Source organism: Actinoplanes sp. NPDC023801, assembly GCF_040639655.1.
Lineage (GTDB): Bacteria > Actinomycetota > Actinomycetes > Mycobacteriales > Micromonosporaceae > Actinoplanes.
The window spans coordinates 96,283-111,582 of the sequence record NZ_JBFAAI010000024.1; the positions used below are offsets into that span (position 1 = coordinate 96,283).

Sequence of the window (15,300 nt, forward strand, 5' to 3'; positions counted from 1 at the left end):
CGTGCGCGGTCCACCCGATCAGCTGTAGACCTCGAACTCGAACAGCGAGTAGCCCCAGACCGTGGCGCGAGCCGTACCGTTGATCCGCAAATACCGGCCGGTTGCGGCCAGCGCGGTGTTGTCGTCCACCCCACCGTCGCCACCGGTGACCGTCCGGACCGTGGTCCAGGTCGTCCCGTTGGCCGACGTCTGGATCTGGTAAGCGGAGCCGTACGCCCCCTCCCAGGTCAGCTTGACCCGATTGATCGGGTACGACTGACCGAGATCCACCTGGATCCACTGCGGGTCGGCGAAGGCACTCGCCCACCTGCTGGTCAGCGACCCGTCCACCGCGGCGGAGGCCGGGAAGGCGACCGCCTCGGTGCTCGACGCCGTCGCCGGCTTGTTCAACGCCAGGTTGCCCGAGGGCGGCTGTACGACGCCGCCGTAGACCTCGAACTCGAACAGCGAGTAGCCCCAGGCCGTGGCGCGGGCCGTACCGTTGATCCGCACGTAGCGACCCGTGGCGGCCAGCGCGGTGTTGTCGTCCACCCCACCGTCGCCGCCGGTGACCGTCCGGACCGTGGTCCAGGTGGTCCCGTTCGCCGACGTCTGGATCTGGTAGCCCGAGCCGTAGGCCGCCTCCCAGGTCAACTTGACCCGGTCGATGGAGGTCGACTGGCCGAGGTCCACCTGGATCCACTGCGGATCGCCGGCGGTGCTGGCCCACCGGGTGGTCAGCGAACCGTCCACCGCGGCCGAGGCCGGGAAGGCGCCGGACTCCGTGCTCGACGCCGTTACCGGCTTGTTCAACGCCAGGTTCCCCGACGGCGGTTGCGTGGTACCGCCGGAGGTGAACGTGAAGTCGTCGATGTCGAACAGCGATCCCGCGCCGCCGGTGAACACCAGGTACAGCTGGCGCGTACCGGTCGGTGGGTTGATCGTCCCGGTGACGTCGGCCCACGTCTCCCAGCCGCCGGTCGGGGCGACCTGCACCGTGCCGGCCACCGGGCCGGTCGGCGAGTCGGCCCGCACAGTCAGCGTGCCACCGACGCCGGCCGAGGCGACCCGCGCTTTGATGCCGGTGACGCCGGCCAGGTTGTACGGCGTGAAGGAGATCCAGTCGCCGTTCTCGATGTAACCGATGGCGTTGCCGCCGTGGGCGCTGGCCTTGGCGGCGACCTGGACGCCGTTCATGGTGCTGAAGTGCTCGGCCTGCCGGTTCCGCGGCTGCAGCACGTGCTGGTCCTGGACCGCGACCCCGCTGACCGGGGTGTACACGGCGGCGAGCGCCCCGAAGATGTTCGCGCTCGCGTCGTGCTCACCGTCCACCGTGGTCTGGATCGACCCGGTGCAGCCGGTCTTGCTGGTGATCGGGTGACCGTGACTGTCGTGGCCCAGGATGTAGTTGAGCACGACCCGGCCGCAGTCGATGGTGGCGGCGTTCGGATCGGTGACCCGCACCTCGTACGGCACCAGGTCACCGGGCTGGTACACCGACCCGTCGGCCGGTGCGACCAAGGTGATGGATGGCCGGCCGACCCCGACGACCGTACTGGCCGTCGAGGTCTTGCCGCCGCTGTCCCGTACCGTCAGCGTCGCGGTGTATTCGCCGTTCGCCGGGTAGGTGAACGTCGGGTTGGCCGCCGTGGAATCGGTGCTGCCGTTACTGGTGAAGTCCCAGGCGTACGTGATCGGGTCGCCGTCCGGGTCGTTGCTGCCCGCCGAGCTGAACTGCACGGCCAGCGGCGCGGCGCCGGAGGACGGGGTGGCGGCGATCTGCGCGATCGGTGCCCGGTTGCCGCCGGTGTTGTACTCGATCCGGTAGAGAGCCGAGTTCTCGTCGCCGCCGAACCAGGTGGTGCCGTAGTCGAGCACGTACAGGGCGCCGTCCGGCCCGAACTCCATGTCCATGATCGCGGTTCCGGACCACGGGATCGGCTCGATCGCGCCGGCCGTGCCGTTGGCGTTCAGGGTGACCGCCTTGATCCAGCGACTGGTGAACTCGCCGAGGAAGGCCTTCCCGTTGTAGGACGCCGGGAACTTCACGTCGGAGGCCAGGCCTGCGTTGAAGTTGTAGACCGGACCGGCCATGGGCCCGCCCCCACCCAGCTCGGGCCGCCAGGGCCCCTGCCCGCCGTAGGGCAGCCAGGCCGCCTGCGACGGCGGCAGTTTGGTGATGCCGGTGTTGTTCCGCGAGTTGTTCGTCGGCCCACCGGCACAGTCGTACGGACCGGACGACGGCCCGCTGGGGAACGTGAACTCCTGGTAGGGGGTGTTGTAGTTGGAGCAGTACGGCCAGCCGTAGAAGCCCGGCTGGGTGATCCGCTCGAACGAGACGGTGCCCGCCGGCCCGCGCTGCGGGTCGGCCGAGCCGGCGTCGGGGCCGTAGTCACCGAGGTAGACGACCCCGGTGGCCTTGTCGACGCTCATCTTGAACGGGTTACGGAAGCCCATGGCGTACACCTCGGGCCTGGTGTTCGCCGTGCCCGGGGCGAACATGTTGCCGGCCGGGACGGTGTAGCCGCCCGTCGCACCCGGCTTGATCCGCAGGACCTTCCCGCGCAGGTCGTTGCTGTTGGCCGAGGTGCGCTGCGCGTCGTAGGCGGGGTTGCGGTCGGCCCGCTCGTCGATCGGCGCGAAACCGGCCGAGTCGAACGGGTTGGTGTCGTCACCGGTGGACAGGTACAGGTTGCCGGCGGCGTCGAAGTCGATGTCACCGCCGACGTGGCAGCACAGCCCTCGGCTGGTCGGCACGTCGAGGATCGTCACCAGCGAGGCCGGGTCGATCGTGTTGTCGTCCCGCACGGTGAGCCGGGCCAGCTTGTTGGAGCCGTTGAACGGGGCGAACTGCGCCGCCGTGCCGGTGGACGGAGCGTCGCCGCCCGGCGTGCTGAGCGGTGGCGCGTAGTAGACGTACACCCAGCGGTTGCTGGCGAAGTTCGGGTCGGCCTTGATGCTCTGCAGACCCTCCTCGTCGTGGCTGTAGACCGGCAGCGTCAGGGCTACCTTGGTGTTGCCGTTGACGTCGGTGTACCGGATGACGCCGTTGCGCGAGGTGTGCAGCACACCTCGGTTGGGCAGCACGGTGAGGCCCATCGGCTCACCGGTCTCCGCCACGCCCTTGGCCAGATTCACCTGGTTGAACGTGCCGCCGGGAGCCTGCACCGAACAGTTGCCGATGTTCTGCGCGGCGTACTTGATCCCGCCGAGCAGGTGGGTGCGGAAGTGAGCCTCGGCGTAGCTCTCCTGGGTGTGGCCGAGGCCGGTGTACCAGGAGCGACCACCGTCGTAGGGCCGGCACCACGAGATCGGGTGGTCGCCGTTCATGGTGCCGCCGGTGTAGGTGGCCTCGTTGAGATTCGCGAGGACGTGCACCTGCGAGCGAGGGTTGGTGCGGTAGTTGTACCACTCGTCGGTGCGGTTCCAGTTCACCGGAATGCCCGCGTTGGACGGGTGAGCGGTGTCCTCGATGCGGACGATGGCCGGCTGGATCGCCGGATGGCCGGAGAAGTACGCGCCGACGACGTTGCCGTACCAGGGCCAGTCGTACTCGGTGTCGGAAGCGGCGTGCACGCCGACATAGCCGCCGCCTGCGCGGACGTAGCGTTCGAACGCGGCCTGCTGGGTCGCGTTGAGCACGTCGCCGGTCGTGGACAGCCAGATGACCGCCTTGAACCTGGCCAGGTTCGTATCAGTGAACTGGGCGGCGTCCTCGGTCGCCTCGACCGTGAAGTTGTTCTGCGCGCCCAGTTGCTGGATCGCGGTGATCCCCGCGGGGATCGCGTCATGCCGGAACCCCGCGGTCTTGCTGAAGATCAGCACCGAGAAGTCGGCCGCGAATGCCGGGGCGACGTTGACGCCCACCCCGGCCAGTACAAGAGTGACGATCAGCAGCACTCTGCGAATCATGATCGGATGGGTACCTCTCGTGAGGAAGCAGCCGAGACGTACGCCGATCACGTCTCGAACGTGGCCGCGGTATGCGACTCCGCGGGGAAGCCAGGGGACACACATCGCGGTGTCACGTCTGTCCCGGCGGTGGAGGGTCGTCGACACGTCGCGCCTCGGTGAAGGCTCGCGCGGCGCCGCGATGGGGGCGGGCGGTGGGTCGGGGGACGCGGCGGTTGAGACGGCGAGTGGGCGGGGTGCGTGCCGTCGACTTCTTTTGATCTCGATCCTCGGAGAGCGCTCTCTGAGGCGGTGTGGAAAAGTTAACAGATTCGTCATCGTCTAACAACGGTTTCATCGACACCCGTGAGAATCCGACTGCCGAAGTCCGCCTCGGTCGAGGAGCTCGCAGCGGTGATCGAACGGGCACGCGATCGAAGATGTCCTGGTCGTTGCGGGTCCCCCGATGATCCATTGTCGGCAGACGGGGGTGCGACAACGAGCGCCGGCCATATCCACCCGTTCAGGCATCGCCACATCCGGATCTCTCGCTAGGCGGGAAGCGCTTCCCCGAGGGCCCCTTCATCCCGCCCCTCGATCCCCATCGAGGAGCCATCGTGCCGTCCCGGCCGATCGCATGAAGAGGACGAGCTGGGACCGGCGTCCGCCGCTGAGGGCGGTCGGCAGGGCGGCTGTGCCCGGCACTCGGCTCAGCTCGGTACAGACCCGTCCGGCGTCGTGGCCCGAGCTGCTGAGTTTTGGAGGTCGACCAACTACGGGCCGTCAGCGGACCGCCCGGGGCGCCCACCACAAAGTGGGGCCTCCGAGGGTCGCCCCCGGAGGCAGAAACGTGGGCCGCCGGGGACTCGAACCCCGAACCTCTCGATTAGCAGAGGGAGAAGGAAGCGCCCCCATACCCGCACGAGGCGGAGGGCGGACGCGCTATCCAGGCGAGTGCTCTACCAGTTGAGCTAGCGACCCGCCTCAGATCATCACACCCGGCCGCCCCGGAAGCCATCGAGTTTCGCGGACGCTACGACACGGCCGGGCAGTTGGCGGGTGCGGGTTTGCCGGCGAGCCGGCCGGCGAGCCAGTCGACGGCCGGACCCTGGTCGGCCAACAGGGGTCCGAAGTGGTTGAGCAGTTTGCTGGACGTCTTCGCCAGGCTGACCGGTGCATAGACGACGGCACCGCCGAGACCGCACCAGGCGGCGGCCATCGTACGGGCTTGGGCATGGGTGACCAGGTCGTCGTTGACGCCGGTGGCGACCCGGACCACGCCCGACGGCTTGCGGGTGCCGATCAGCTGCGCGTCGATGTAGGCGCGCAGGTCCGGTTCGGCGGCGATCACGGCGGCCATGCTCTCGCCGTTCCTCGTCCATCCGGTGCTGCGCTTTCCGGCGTAGCCGAAGATCGCGTCGCCGACGCACATCGTGGACAGGTCGGCCATGGCCGCGCGCCCGGCGTCGCTGAGGTAGCGGTCGACCAGCGGCCGCAGCGACGGGCTGGACTGCACGAAACCGTTGACCGACCAGCCCAGCGCTCCGGCGAGTTCACTGCCGTCGATGGCCGCGGTGACGGCGGCCAGGTCGGCGGGCGGGGCACCGGCATAGGTTGCTTTCAGAGGAACATCGGGGGCGTACGACGATTGCAGTTCCGCCGCGGACGCGACCGCCCCGCCACCCTGGCTGTATCCGTAGAGCCCGACGGCCGACGCCGCCGTGAGTGAGGTGCCGGGCAGTGCCCGGGCCGCGCGGGCCGCGTCGAGAACTGCGTGACCGCCGTCGACCCGGTTGACGTAGGTGTGCAGCCGGTCGGGCGTACCGAGTCCGATGTAGTCGGTGGTGACGACCGCGATCCCCTTGGCGAGCAGCCGGTACATGGCCAGGACCTCGTAGCCGATCGACACGGTGGTCTGGTTGCCGAGTCCCAGGACCAGGCCGCGTTGCAGGGCCAGCGAGGTCGAGCACTGGTCGCCCTGGCCCATCGTGCCGGGTGCGAGGACCACCAGCGGCCGTGGCCCGGTTCCCCACCACCGGGCGGCGGGTTCGACGTAGGCACCGGTCACGGCGACGGGCCGGCCGCCGGAGTCGGTCGATTTGTACATGATGCGGGTGGCCCGGCCGGGCAGCGGGCCGGTGATGCCGGGCAGCGACAGCGCCAGCGGCAGGGTTTCGCGGCGGATCAGGGTTCCGTCGTCGGCGGGCAGGTCGGCGGGCGGGGTGTAGAACGCCGGAATGGTCACGCCGCGGGACGTCGCGGCGTGGGCGGGGGTTGCGGCGGCGGCCGCGCCGCCGGTGAGTGTCAGGGCGAGAAGTACGGAGAAGATGCGGGTACGCACAGACATGGAGCCCTCCGATGAACCGGACCCAATCGATCTATATCGATGGAGCAACCGCGGTTACCGGAAGGTAGCCAGCAGAACCGAGACATTCCAGAGGGCCGGATTCTCACTCCTGTGGTGACACGATCACTGTCCGGAGTTCAGTGGGGCCGATCGCCGTCACCTGATGCCGGGTCACCCTTTCAGATCGCCTGGCCGGAGATGAACGGCAGCCACCCGGCGTACCACCCGGAGAGCAACGCCAGCACGGCGAGCACCGGTCCGAGATCCCGGTTACGGAGCCGCGCCAGGCCGATCGCCGGGATCAGCAGCAGCGGGAACGCCGGCAGCATGTGCCGCCCGAGCATCGACATGTGCGCGTGCGAGAAGATCGAGAGGACGAGCGTCACGCCGGCGAACACGGTCAGTTGCCATGGTGCCCGGCCGAGCAGCATCCCGAACAGCACGACGAACCCGATCATGAACACCATCGACAGCACCCGGATCGGCTTCTCGGCGTTGTCGCCGTCCACCCCGATCAGGATGTCCGTCGCCATCGACCAGGTGTTCTGGCCGTAGTCCCAGCGGGCCCCGAACGTCTGGTCGTGGATCTCGAAATATCGTGCGACGCTGCCGAGGCGGCTCGACGCGAACGCGAGGTAGACGAGCAACCCGGCCGGGGCGAGGACCATGGCGGCGTACGGGCGCCAGCCGCCCCGCCGGGAGAACGCCGCGATCAGGGCGGCCAGCCCGACGGTGCCGATCAACGCGGCCGCGGTGGGCCGGCTCAGACCGCTCAAGCCGGCCAGCAGACCGGCGAGCACCCAGCGTTCCTTGAGCACCGCGTACAGCGCCCAGGCGGCAAGCGCGGTGAACAGCGACTCGGTGAACGCGCCGTTCTGCGTCATCGCCGCGGGCGCCACCGCCCAGACCGCGACCAGCAGGATCCCGACCTTGTGCCCGCGGATGTGCCGGCCGATCGCGTACAGCCCCCAGGCGGCGGCCACGGACGAGACGAACGAGACGATCAGGCAGGCCGTCACCGGCGAGACGAACGGCAGGTACGTCAGCGGGCGGGCCAGCATCGGGTAGAGCGGGAAGAACATCAGGCGCAGCTCGTACGGCACGCCGTCCTCGTCGACCGCGCCGACCGGGCCGCCGAGGCCCTGAGCGGTGATCTTCGTGTACCAGCGCGCGTCCCAGGAGACCAGCGCGTCCATGATGCCGGTGAAGCTGCGCCACTGGTTGTTGATCGAGCCGTCCGGGTAGACCTGACGGCCCGGCGAACGGAACGCGGCGTGCGACGCCAGGATGTGCATGACCTCGAGGCTGAACAGGCGCAGCAGCAGGTAGAGGCCGATCGCGGGAGCGGCTGCGACCGCCGAGGCACGGAACCGGGACGCCCGGCCCGCGGCTTCCGGAGCCGGCCGGTCGTCCTCCACCTGATCCGCGCGGGTCGATGCGACGTCGGAAATGGTGGCGTCCTCTCTCCTCGGGCACCCCAAGCCGGGAGCGCTCCCATCTCACTGGCGTCCCGCACCGAAAGCAACGGGCCGCACGAGGCTATCGCATCATGAGCCCGGCATTGTGACGGCTGTTACCACTTCGGCGAGATCGGAAGAAGCCGGGCGCGGGACAACTTGTCGAAGAAGTGGCCGTGACCAGCTCCATGCCCCAGTCCCTGTCGCCCGGCGAGCAACTGACGCCCGGGCGCCGTTTCCGCATCGTCCTTGTGCTCGGCCTGCTCACCGCGCTCGGGCCGCTCACCATCGACATGTACCTGCCGTCGCTCCCGACGATCACCACCGACCTGGCCACAAGCGCCGCCGCCGTGCAGCTCACGCTGACCGGGACGCTGGTCGGTCTGGCGTTCGGGCAGCTCCTGGTCGGGCCGTTGTCCGACGCGTTCGGCCGCCGCTGGCCACTGCTCGCCGGCATCTCCGTACACGTACTCGCCTCGGTGTTCTGTGTCGTCGCCACCGACGTCGTGATGCTCGGCGTCCTGCGGGTGCTGCAGGGCCTGGGTGCCGCCGCGGCGGCCGTCGTCGCGATGGCGATGGTGCGTGACCTGTTCACCGACCTGGCCGCGGCCCGCCTGTTCTCCCGGCTGATGCTCGTCGTCGGCGTCGCCCCGATCCTCGCGCCGACCGTCGGCGGCCTGGTGCTGAACTGGACGTCGTGGCGCGGCGTCTTCGTGGTGCTGACCGTCATCGGCGTCACGATCGCGTCGGTCTCCGCGCTGGTCCTGCCGGAGACCCTGCCGGCCGGGCGGCGCCGCAGCGGTGGCGTGCTCGGCACGGTCCGCGACTACGGCCGGCTCCTCACCGACCGGGTGTACGTCGGGCTGACGCTGGTGGCCGGGCTCTCGATGGCGGCCCTGTTCGCCTACGTGAGCGGGTCGTCCTACGTCTTCCAGGACGACTACGGCATGTCCGAGCAGCAGTTCGCGCTGATCTTCGCGGGCGGTGCGGTCGGCCTGATCGGTGCCACCCAGTTCAACGTACGCCTGCTCCGCCGCTGGACGCCCCAGCAGATCATGAGCGGCGCGCTGCTCGCCGGTGTCGGCTTCGGCCTGGTGTTCCTCGTCCTGGCGGCCACCGAGACCGGGGGCCTGGCCGGCCTGCTGATCCCGCTCTGGCTGGTGCTCGCCATGGTCGGCCTGGCCATGCCGAACGCCCCGGCGCTGGCACTGTCCCGGCACGGTGAGGCGGCCGGCACCGCTGCGGCCCTGCTCGGCGCGGTCCAGTTCGGCGTCGGTGCCCTGGCCGCCCCGCTGGTCGGGGTGCTCGGCGTCGGCGCGATCGCGATGGCCGTCGTCGTCTTCGGCGGCATGCTGGCCGCGACCCTGGTCTACTTCCTGGTGGTGCAGCCGCACAAGCTGGCGCTCACCCGGTCCGAGTCACCGGTCGCCGTCGCCGTCCACTGACATGCAGCTGTACGCGAGCGCTGTCTCACAACCATCAAGACAGCGCTCGCCCAAACCCGCACAACCCCAGTTGGTCCCCACCGCTGTCTCAGCGGCGTTGAGACAGCGGTGGAGCCAGCTGGGGTTCTTGCGGGTGTGGCCCGCAGCGATCTCGAGGCGGCGGTGACCGGTGTTCTTACGTGTCGGGATCAGCTGGGTTCGCGTTCTCTGATCAGCTGCAAGAAGGCCGATGCGACGACGGCGACCGTCCGGTCGTCGTCGTGGCTCAGCTGCCGTAACAGGTCCTCCGCCGCTCCGACCGGCATCTCGACGAGGGCCTGGGTCAGGCGGATCCGCACCGTCGACCCGGCCGCCGGTTCGGCCAGTTCCGCGCTCAGCGCATCCATGATCTCCCCGGCGACGGCCGGGTCCCGCGCCAGCGTGCCCAGAACCTCGGCCGCTTCGACGTCGCTGCGCCCGTCGACCACGAGGCGTACGAGCACCGGTACGGCCGCCGTCACCCCGCGCGCACCCAAGGCCAGAGCAGCATGACCGCGTACGGCCGGGTCGGTGTCGCCGAGGGCGTCGGTCAGCACCGGAACCGCCTCGTCCGCGGCGATCCCGGCGACCGCCTGAACCGCCCGTCGCCGGGTGTCGACGTCGCCGGACCGCAGGCCGGCAGCCAGACCGTCCACCGCCGCGCCGCCCGCCCGGGCCAGAGCCCAGCGCAGGGCCCCCGCCACGTTGGGGTCGCTCTCGGCCAGGACCGCGCCCGCCAGCAGCTCCGCCGGAACGCGCACGTCCTCGGCCGACGACAGTACGGCCTGCTGCCGGAAGGCGGCGTCGGCCGACCCCAGCCCGTGCATGAGCTCGATGATGCGCAGTACGTCGCCCCAGCCCGAGGGGGCCGAGGCGTCGACCGTGCGCAGCCGCCCGAGCAGTTCCTGTTCTCGTTCCAGACGCTGTTCGGTCCATCGGATGAGATCGCCGACGAGCGCCGACGGCGTGAAGCCCGGATCCTCCAGGGCCCGACCGACCTGCCGCAGCGACAACCCGAGCGCCCGCAGGCATTCGATGTGGAAGATCCGCCGGATGTCCCCTTCGGTGTATTCCCGGTAGCCACCGGTGGTGCGCCCGGTCGGCCGGACCAGCCCGAGCGACTCGTAGTGCCGCAACATCCGGCTACTGACTCCCGAGCGGCGTGCCACCTCACCGATCAGCACGCTCGCCCCTCCTCGGCCCCAGCGCGACGATCCGCTTCGCCTCGTCGACGGCGGTGCCGAACTCCGCTTCCGGGTCGCGGAGCAGTACCTCGGTGGCGTGCGCGTGGGCCCGTACCGCCGGGTCGTCGTTTTGCATCGCCGCACGCAGAGCCGGTTCGGCCGACTCCCCCAGCCCTGCCAGGGCCCGGCTCAGACTGAGCCGGGTGCTTCGGTCACCGCGCCCGAACTGGATGGCCAGCTCCGCCGCGAGCCCTTCCCGTTCACTTTCCGGCGCCAGCGCGACTGCCGTACGCCAGGCGGTGCGCGCCACCTCGTCCTCGGGGTCGCGCAACAGGGCCCGGGTGATGGCCGGCCATGCCCGCGCGTCCCCGATCTTGGACAGTGTGTGCAACGCCTGACTACGGCCCTGCGCCGTCTCGGACCGCAGCTCGGCCACCAGCCGCGGCAGCGTCATCTCCGGCGGAAGCCGCGTCAGTGCCCACGTGAGCATGTCCCGCACGAAGAAGTCCGGCTCGACGGCGCACCTGGCCACCAGCGCCTCGAGCAGGCCGGGCTGCGGATGGGTGCCGGCCGACAGTGCCGCCTGCAGCCGGATCGACGACGCCGGCGCGCTCAGGGCGCCGGTCGTACGAGCTTGTTCGCTCATGGGAACCACCTCCTGCGCCCCAGTGAAGACCCTGTCACAGTGACAAGGTCAAGCCGGAGCAGCCGGGGAGGGACGAGCGACGCGAACACCCCGCGTACGGGGGGACGATCCGTGCCTGGCGGCCTGCCGGGGCGGTCAGCCGACGACCGCGACCATGGCGATCGACACGAGGATTCCGGGACGTTCGACGCCCAGCCGGCTGACGCACCGGGGCGGTCGTACGCCGGGGAAGAACTCGTCGAAGACCTCGTTGACACCGTCGGCGTCCTCGGGACGTCGCAGCAGGGTGTGCACCATGACGGCGTCCCCGAGGCCGGCGGCGCCGGCGGCGAGCAGGATGGCCTCACAGTTGCGCAACGCCTGACGGGTCTGCTCCTGAACGGTGTCGCCGGCGAACTCACCGGTCTTGACGTCCACCCCGATCGTGCCGGCGACGTAGACGGTGTCACCGGCCTTCACCGCCTGGCTGTACGACGGGAAGGACGGGGCATGGGGGGTGGAGATGACCTCTCCGGGCATCGCGGTCTCCTGTCCGGTTTCTTGCTTCAGCGGCCGGATGCCGGCCGTACCGCAAGAGTGGTGACGGGCCGTTTGATGAGGCGTTTGATGTGGCGGCTGTCGGATGGGCGGCGGCGCGAACCGCATCGAGGGTTCACAATCGCGGCAGGAGACGTGAAGGGAGTCCGGTGGCCGCGATCATTCAGCTCCTCGGGCGCCCGGACATCCACCGGCAGCACGAGCAACGCGGCCGCCCGCGGGGGCACAAGGCGTGGTCGCTGCTCGCCGTGCTGGCGCTCGGTGAGCAACCGCCGTCCCGGCAGAGCCTCGGCCGCATGCTGTTCCCGCGTGCCGACGACGCCGCGGCGGCTCTGCGCTGGGTGCTGTCGGAGCTGCGCCGGGGGCTGGGCACGGACGCGGTGATCGGTGGGGATCCGGTGACGCTCGAACTGTCGGCCGGCACCGTGATCGACGTACGGCAGGTGTTGTCCGGGCAGGCCGCCGGGGACGGCGAACTGCTCGCCGGAATACATCTGCCGGACTGCCCCGAGTTCGAACTGTGGCTCTCCCACCAGCGGGAACGTGTGTCCCTGGCGACGCATGCGGCGCTGCGGGCCGCGATCGGCGCCCAGCTCGGGGCGCAGCGACCGGCGGAGGCGGTGCGGCTGGCCCGGCGGCTCGTCGCGCTGGCACCGCTGGAGGAACGGCATCACGTTCTGCTGGTCAGCAGTCTGGCCCGGGCCGGGGACCGGGCCGGCGCACGGTCGGCGGTGACCGCCTGCGCCCGGTTGTTCGCCGAGGAACTCGGTGTCGACCCGTCGCCCAGGGTGGCGCAGGCGGTCCGGGCGCCGGCCGGTGGGCTGACCGTACTGCCGGACGGGCGGCGGCTGACGGCCCGCCTGGAGATCGAGGCGGGTAAGGCGGTGACCGCCGCGGGTGCCGCCGCCGACGGGCTGGAACGGCTTCGCCTGGCGGTGCGACTCGCCGACGACCTGGGTGATCCGGTCATCCAGGGCGAGGCGTACGTGGCGTTCGGGGCCACCGTCGTGCACACGGTGGCGCTGACCGAACGCGAGGGCGTGGCCGCCCTGCGGCGGTCCCGCGATCTGGCGCGGGCAACCGGTGACCGGTCCACGGCAGCAAGTGCCGCACGTGAGCTGGCCTTCGTCGCGACGGGAGCGCGGCGCGGCGCCGGCGAGTTGCTCCGGCAGGCTCGCGAGCTGGCCACCGACGACGGGAAGCTGTCGGCGACGCTGGGGGTGGAGGCGATCGCGCTGGTCGACAGCGGCCGGTTCGACGCGGCCACGCGTCGGCTGCGCAGGTCGGTCGAGCTGGCGGACCGGGCCGGCGAGCCGCGCAAGGTGGTGTGGTCGCTGACCCAGCTGGCCCGGGCCGGCCTCGCGGCCGGTGATCCGGCGGATGCCCGGTCCTGCGCCGAACGGGCTCAGGTGCTCGTCGCCGAACAGCGGTGGACCGCGTTCCTGCCGTTCGTGCAGGCCGTGTCGGCGGAGCTGGACATCCGCGAGGATCGTCTGGACAGTGCCGGTGAGCTGCTGTCGTGTGCCTGGACCACGGCCGTGCGGCTGGCCGATCCGTGCTGGCTGGCGATCACCGGGCGGGGACTGGGTCTGCTGGCGGCCCGGCAGGGTGACGTCCCGGCGGCGATGCGATGGCTGGACAGCGCCTACCACCGGACCAGTGATCTGCCGCCGCAGGTGTGCCGGTGGATCGACGCGGCCACCATCGACACGATCTGCGACGTGGCGACGACCCACCGGCTGCCCCGGGCCGCGGCGAGCGTCACCGAACTCGAGGCGCTCGCCCATCATGCGCGGATGCCGCTGTACGCGGCGCGCGCCCGCACGTACCGGGCCCGGCTCGGAGCCCGTACCTGACGCATTCCAGAAGCACGGCGGAACCGTCCTGAGTAACGGCTGACGGTCCGGCTCTTGCGGTGGTGATTTGCGCGCGGAACCGGTGGCCCGGTCGAACATGACGTCGGCCCACGGGCTTAATCCCCGGGGCGTACGGCGGTCCTTCCGGATGTGTTCCGCGGGCCGATGCCGGGGCACCGCGAATACGGCACGGTTACCGAATGTTCTTCTTCTCCCACCGGAGCCACCGGATCAGGCGACCGCAAACGCCGGTGACGCCGATCACGTCCGCTGATGAATCCCTCCCGCGTACGCGGGCGTCCTCCTTGGTGTGAAAGCGATTCCGGCCGGCGCGGGAAAGCCCGTGATGCCGGCCCGGCGTGAACGCGTCGCCTGATTCCAGCCGACCGTATTTCCTCTTTCTGAATGGTGGAGTGGCCCCTTCATGCCCGGAACAGCAAGAGCGCCTTTCATGGCCACGCATCCGCTGAACACCCTCGACCGGATCCGGCAGGACAGTCCGCTCGGCTGGAGGGCCGCCGGCTACGCGATCAGCGCCGTCTTCGCGGCCGGTGTCGCTGTCCTCGCCGGTCAGCAGGTGCAGGCGTCGTGGGGGCGGTGGGCTGTCGGCGGGTACGTGCTGGCCGCTGCCGTCACGTTGCTGTGGCGGCACCCGGCAGCGCGTACCGCCGCCGCGATGACCGCCTTCCTCGCGGCGGTCGTCGCACCGCTGGTATGGCTGGTGACCGGTGGGCGGGACATGCCGGCCACCGGCATGGGCGCCCTGACCGTGGTCAGACGGGCCGGCCGTCTGCTGCTCGAGACGGGCAGCCCCTACCTGCCGATGGAGCAGTTGACCGGGCCGGAGTCGCTGAACCCGTACGGCCCGCCGCTGACCGTCTTCGGCCTGCCGCACGCGTTCGGTCTCGACGGATGGGCCGGCAACCCGCGGACCTGGTTCGGGTTGAGCGCGGTGGTGCTGGGATCCGCGGCGCTGCGCCACCTGCGAGCCGACCGGCCGGCGACGGCACTGGTCGCGGCCTTCGCGTCACCGGTGCTGGCGTTGCCGTTCGTGCTCGGCGGGACCGATCTGCCGGTGCTGGGTCTGCTGGCGATCAGTGCCGCCCTGCTGGCCCGCGGCTCACGGCCGGGTCTGGCCGGTGCCGCGCTGGGGGTGGCGTGTGCGATGAAGGTGACCGCCCTGCCGGCCGTCCTGGTGCTGGTGATGATGCTGCTGGCCCGCGACGGGCGGCGACCGGCGCTCGTCTTCACCGGTTCGGCTCTGCTCGCCGCGCTGGTGTCCGCCGTCGTCACGGCGCCGGCCATGCTGACCGGCCCGTACGACCTGTTCCGCAACATGGTTCTGTTCCCGCTGCGGCTGACACCGCAACAGACCACCGCGGCGAGTCCGATGCCCGGTCAGATGGTCGCGACCGGCGAGTCCGGCAAGCTCCTGATGACGGTCTTCCTGGTGCTTCTGATCACGGCGGTGTGTGCCTGCCTGTGGCGGCGTCCCGCCCGCGACATCGACACGGCACTGCTGCAGATGACCGTCATCTGGACGCTGATCTTCAGCCTCGCGCCGTCGACCCGCTACGGCTACTTCATCTACCCCCTGCTGACCCTGGGCCTGCACCGGCTGATCCGCGCCCGGGGCCCGGAACGGGTCCCGGGCGGACGACCGGCCGGGAAGCAGCCCGTCACCCGGTAGCCGGAGCTCGCCCCGATGTTCACCACCCTGCTCGACCTGCTCGGCCTCACCGAGGCCGCCGACCGCCGGACCCGGGAGTTCTCCACCGGCATGCGGCAGCGGCTCAACCTCGCCACCGCGCTTCTCGGCGACCCGCCGGTCCTCCTGCTCGACGAGACCGCCAACGGCCTCGACCCTGCTGCGTGACGCCCGGCCGGACGGCGCCGCGCCGCGGGTCGACGACGCCGGCGAAGGCCGCCTGCGGGTGTCC

The 15,300-nt window shown here is 70.7% G+C and carries 10 protein-coding genes and 1 tRNA gene; 4 read left to right on the plus strand and 7 right to left on the minus strand.

The genetic code is table 11. The annotated features are described in order from the left end of the window. Nucleotides 1–18: 18 nt before the first annotated feature. The 4 genes from AB0G04_RS32815 to AB0G04_RS32830 form a co-directional block, all read right to left on the minus strand. A complete protein-coding gene (locus tag AB0G04_RS32815) occupies nt 19–3,891 on the minus strand; it encodes a ThuA domain-containing protein (protein WP_360990735.1) in 3,873 nt (1,290 codons plus the stop codon). 830 nt (nt 3,892–4,721) lie between these two features. Further along, nucleotides 4,722–4,851, minus strand: a tRNA-OTHER gene (locus AB0G04_RS32820). 52 nt (nt 4,852–4,903) lie between these two features. Next, the gene (locus AB0G04_RS32825) at nt 4,904–6,217 is read right to left on the minus strand and encodes a lipase family protein (protein WP_360990738.1); all 1,314 of its coding nucleotides are present in this window, start codon (nt 6,215–6,217) and stop codon (nt 4,904–4,906) included. 179 nt (nt 6,218–6,396) lie between these two features. Continuing rightward, a complete protein-coding gene (locus AB0G04_RS32830) occupies nt 6,397–7,635 on the minus strand; it encodes a glycosyltransferase family 39 protein (protein WP_360990741.1) in 1,239 nt (412 codons plus the stop codon). Nucleotides 7,636–7,862: 227 nt separating this feature from the next. On the opposite strand from AB0G04_RS32830, the gene AB0G04_RS32835 reads away from it, so the two are divergent. Then, nucleotides 7,863–9,119 carry a multidrug effflux MFS transporter gene (locus AB0G04_RS32835; RefSeq protein WP_360990814.1) on the plus strand — a complete coding sequence of 419 codons (1,257 nt, stop codon included), beginning with the start codon at nt 7,863–7,865 and terminating at the stop codon, nt 9,117–9,119. Between the two features lie 188 nt (nt 9,120–9,307). Here AB0G04_RS32835 and AB0G04_RS32840 read toward each other — a convergent pair whose 3' ends face one another. The 3 genes from AB0G04_RS32840 to AB0G04_RS32850 all read right to left on the minus strand — a co-directional run bounded on the left by AB0G04_RS32840 (nt 9,308) and on the right by AB0G04_RS32850 (nt 11,486). After that, entirely contained in the window at nt 9,308–10,321 is a 1,014-nt protein-coding gene (locus AB0G04_RS32840) for a HEAT repeat domain-containing protein (protein WP_360990744.1), read from the minus strand. Further along, nucleotides 10,308–10,967 (minus strand): HEAT repeat domain-containing protein, encoded by a 660-nt coding sequence (locus tag AB0G04_RS32845; protein ID WP_360990747.1) that lies wholly within the window; start codon nt 10,965–10,967, stop codon nt 10,308–10,310. Before AB0G04_RS32845 ends, AB0G04_RS32840 begins: the two co-directional genes overlap by 14 nt. 135 nt (nt 10,968–11,102) lie before the next feature. Beyond that, on the minus strand, nt 11,103–11,486 hold the full coding sequence (locus AB0G04_RS32850; protein ID WP_360990750.1) for a RidA family protein: 384 nt from the start codon (nt 11,484–11,486) through the stop codon (nt 11,103–11,105). Between the two features lie 167 nt (nt 11,487–11,653). Here AB0G04_RS32850 and AB0G04_RS32855 point away from each other — a divergent pair, with 167 nt between their 5' ends. From AB0G04_RS32855 to AB0G04_RS32865, 3 genes are all read left to right on the plus strand, one after another. Then, a complete protein-coding gene (locus AB0G04_RS32855) occupies nt 11,654–13,360 on the plus strand; it encodes a BTAD domain-containing putative transcriptional regulator (protein ID WP_360990752.1) in 1,707 nt (568 codons plus the stop codon). A gap of 451 nt (nt 13,361–13,811) precedes the next feature. Beyond that, a complete protein-coding gene (locus tag AB0G04_RS32860; protein ID WP_360990755.1) occupies nt 13,812–15,050 on the plus strand; it encodes a glycosyltransferase 87 family protein in 1,239 nt (412 codons plus the stop codon). Between the two features lie 15 nt (nt 15,051–15,065). After that, complete coding sequence (locus tag AB0G04_RS32865; protein ID WP_360990758.1) at nt 15,066–15,236, plus strand: ATP-binding cassette domain-containing protein; 171 nt, start codon at nt 15,066–15,068, stop codon at nt 15,234–15,236. Nucleotides 15,237–15,300 lie beyond the last annotated feature (64 nt).

What these genes read in the sequence shown, in the direction of transcription:
- AB0G04_RS32815 (WP_360990735.1), bottom strand. Translation starts at nt 3,891, where the DNA reads ATGATTCGCAGAGTGCTGCTGATCGTCACTCTTGTACTGGCCGGGGTG.
- AB0G04_RS32825 (WP_360990738.1), bottom strand. Translation starts at nt 6,217, where the DNA reads ATGTCTGTGCGTACCCGCATCTTCTCCGTACTTCTCGCCCTGACACTC.
- AB0G04_RS32835 (WP_360990814.1), top strand. Translation starts at nt 7,863, where the DNA reads ATGCCCCAGTCCCTGTCGCCCGGCGAGCAACTGACGCCCGGGCGCCGT.
- AB0G04_RS32845 (WP_360990747.1), bottom strand. Translation starts at nt 10,967, where the DNA reads ATGAGCGAACAAGCTCGTACGACCGGCGCCCTGAGCGCGCCGGCGTCG.
- AB0G04_RS32850 (WP_360990750.1), bottom strand. Translation starts at nt 11,486, where the DNA reads ATGCCCGGAGAGGTCATCTCCACCCCCCATGCCCCGTCCTTCCCGTCG.
- AB0G04_RS32860 (WP_360990755.1), top strand. Translation starts at nt 13,812, where the DNA reads ATGGCCACGCATCCGCTGAACACCCTCGACCGGATCCGGCAGGACAGT.
- AB0G04_RS32865 (WP_360990758.1), top strand. Translation starts at nt 15,066, where the DNA reads ATGTTCACCACCCTGCTCGACCTGCTCGGCCTCACCGAGGCCGCCGAC.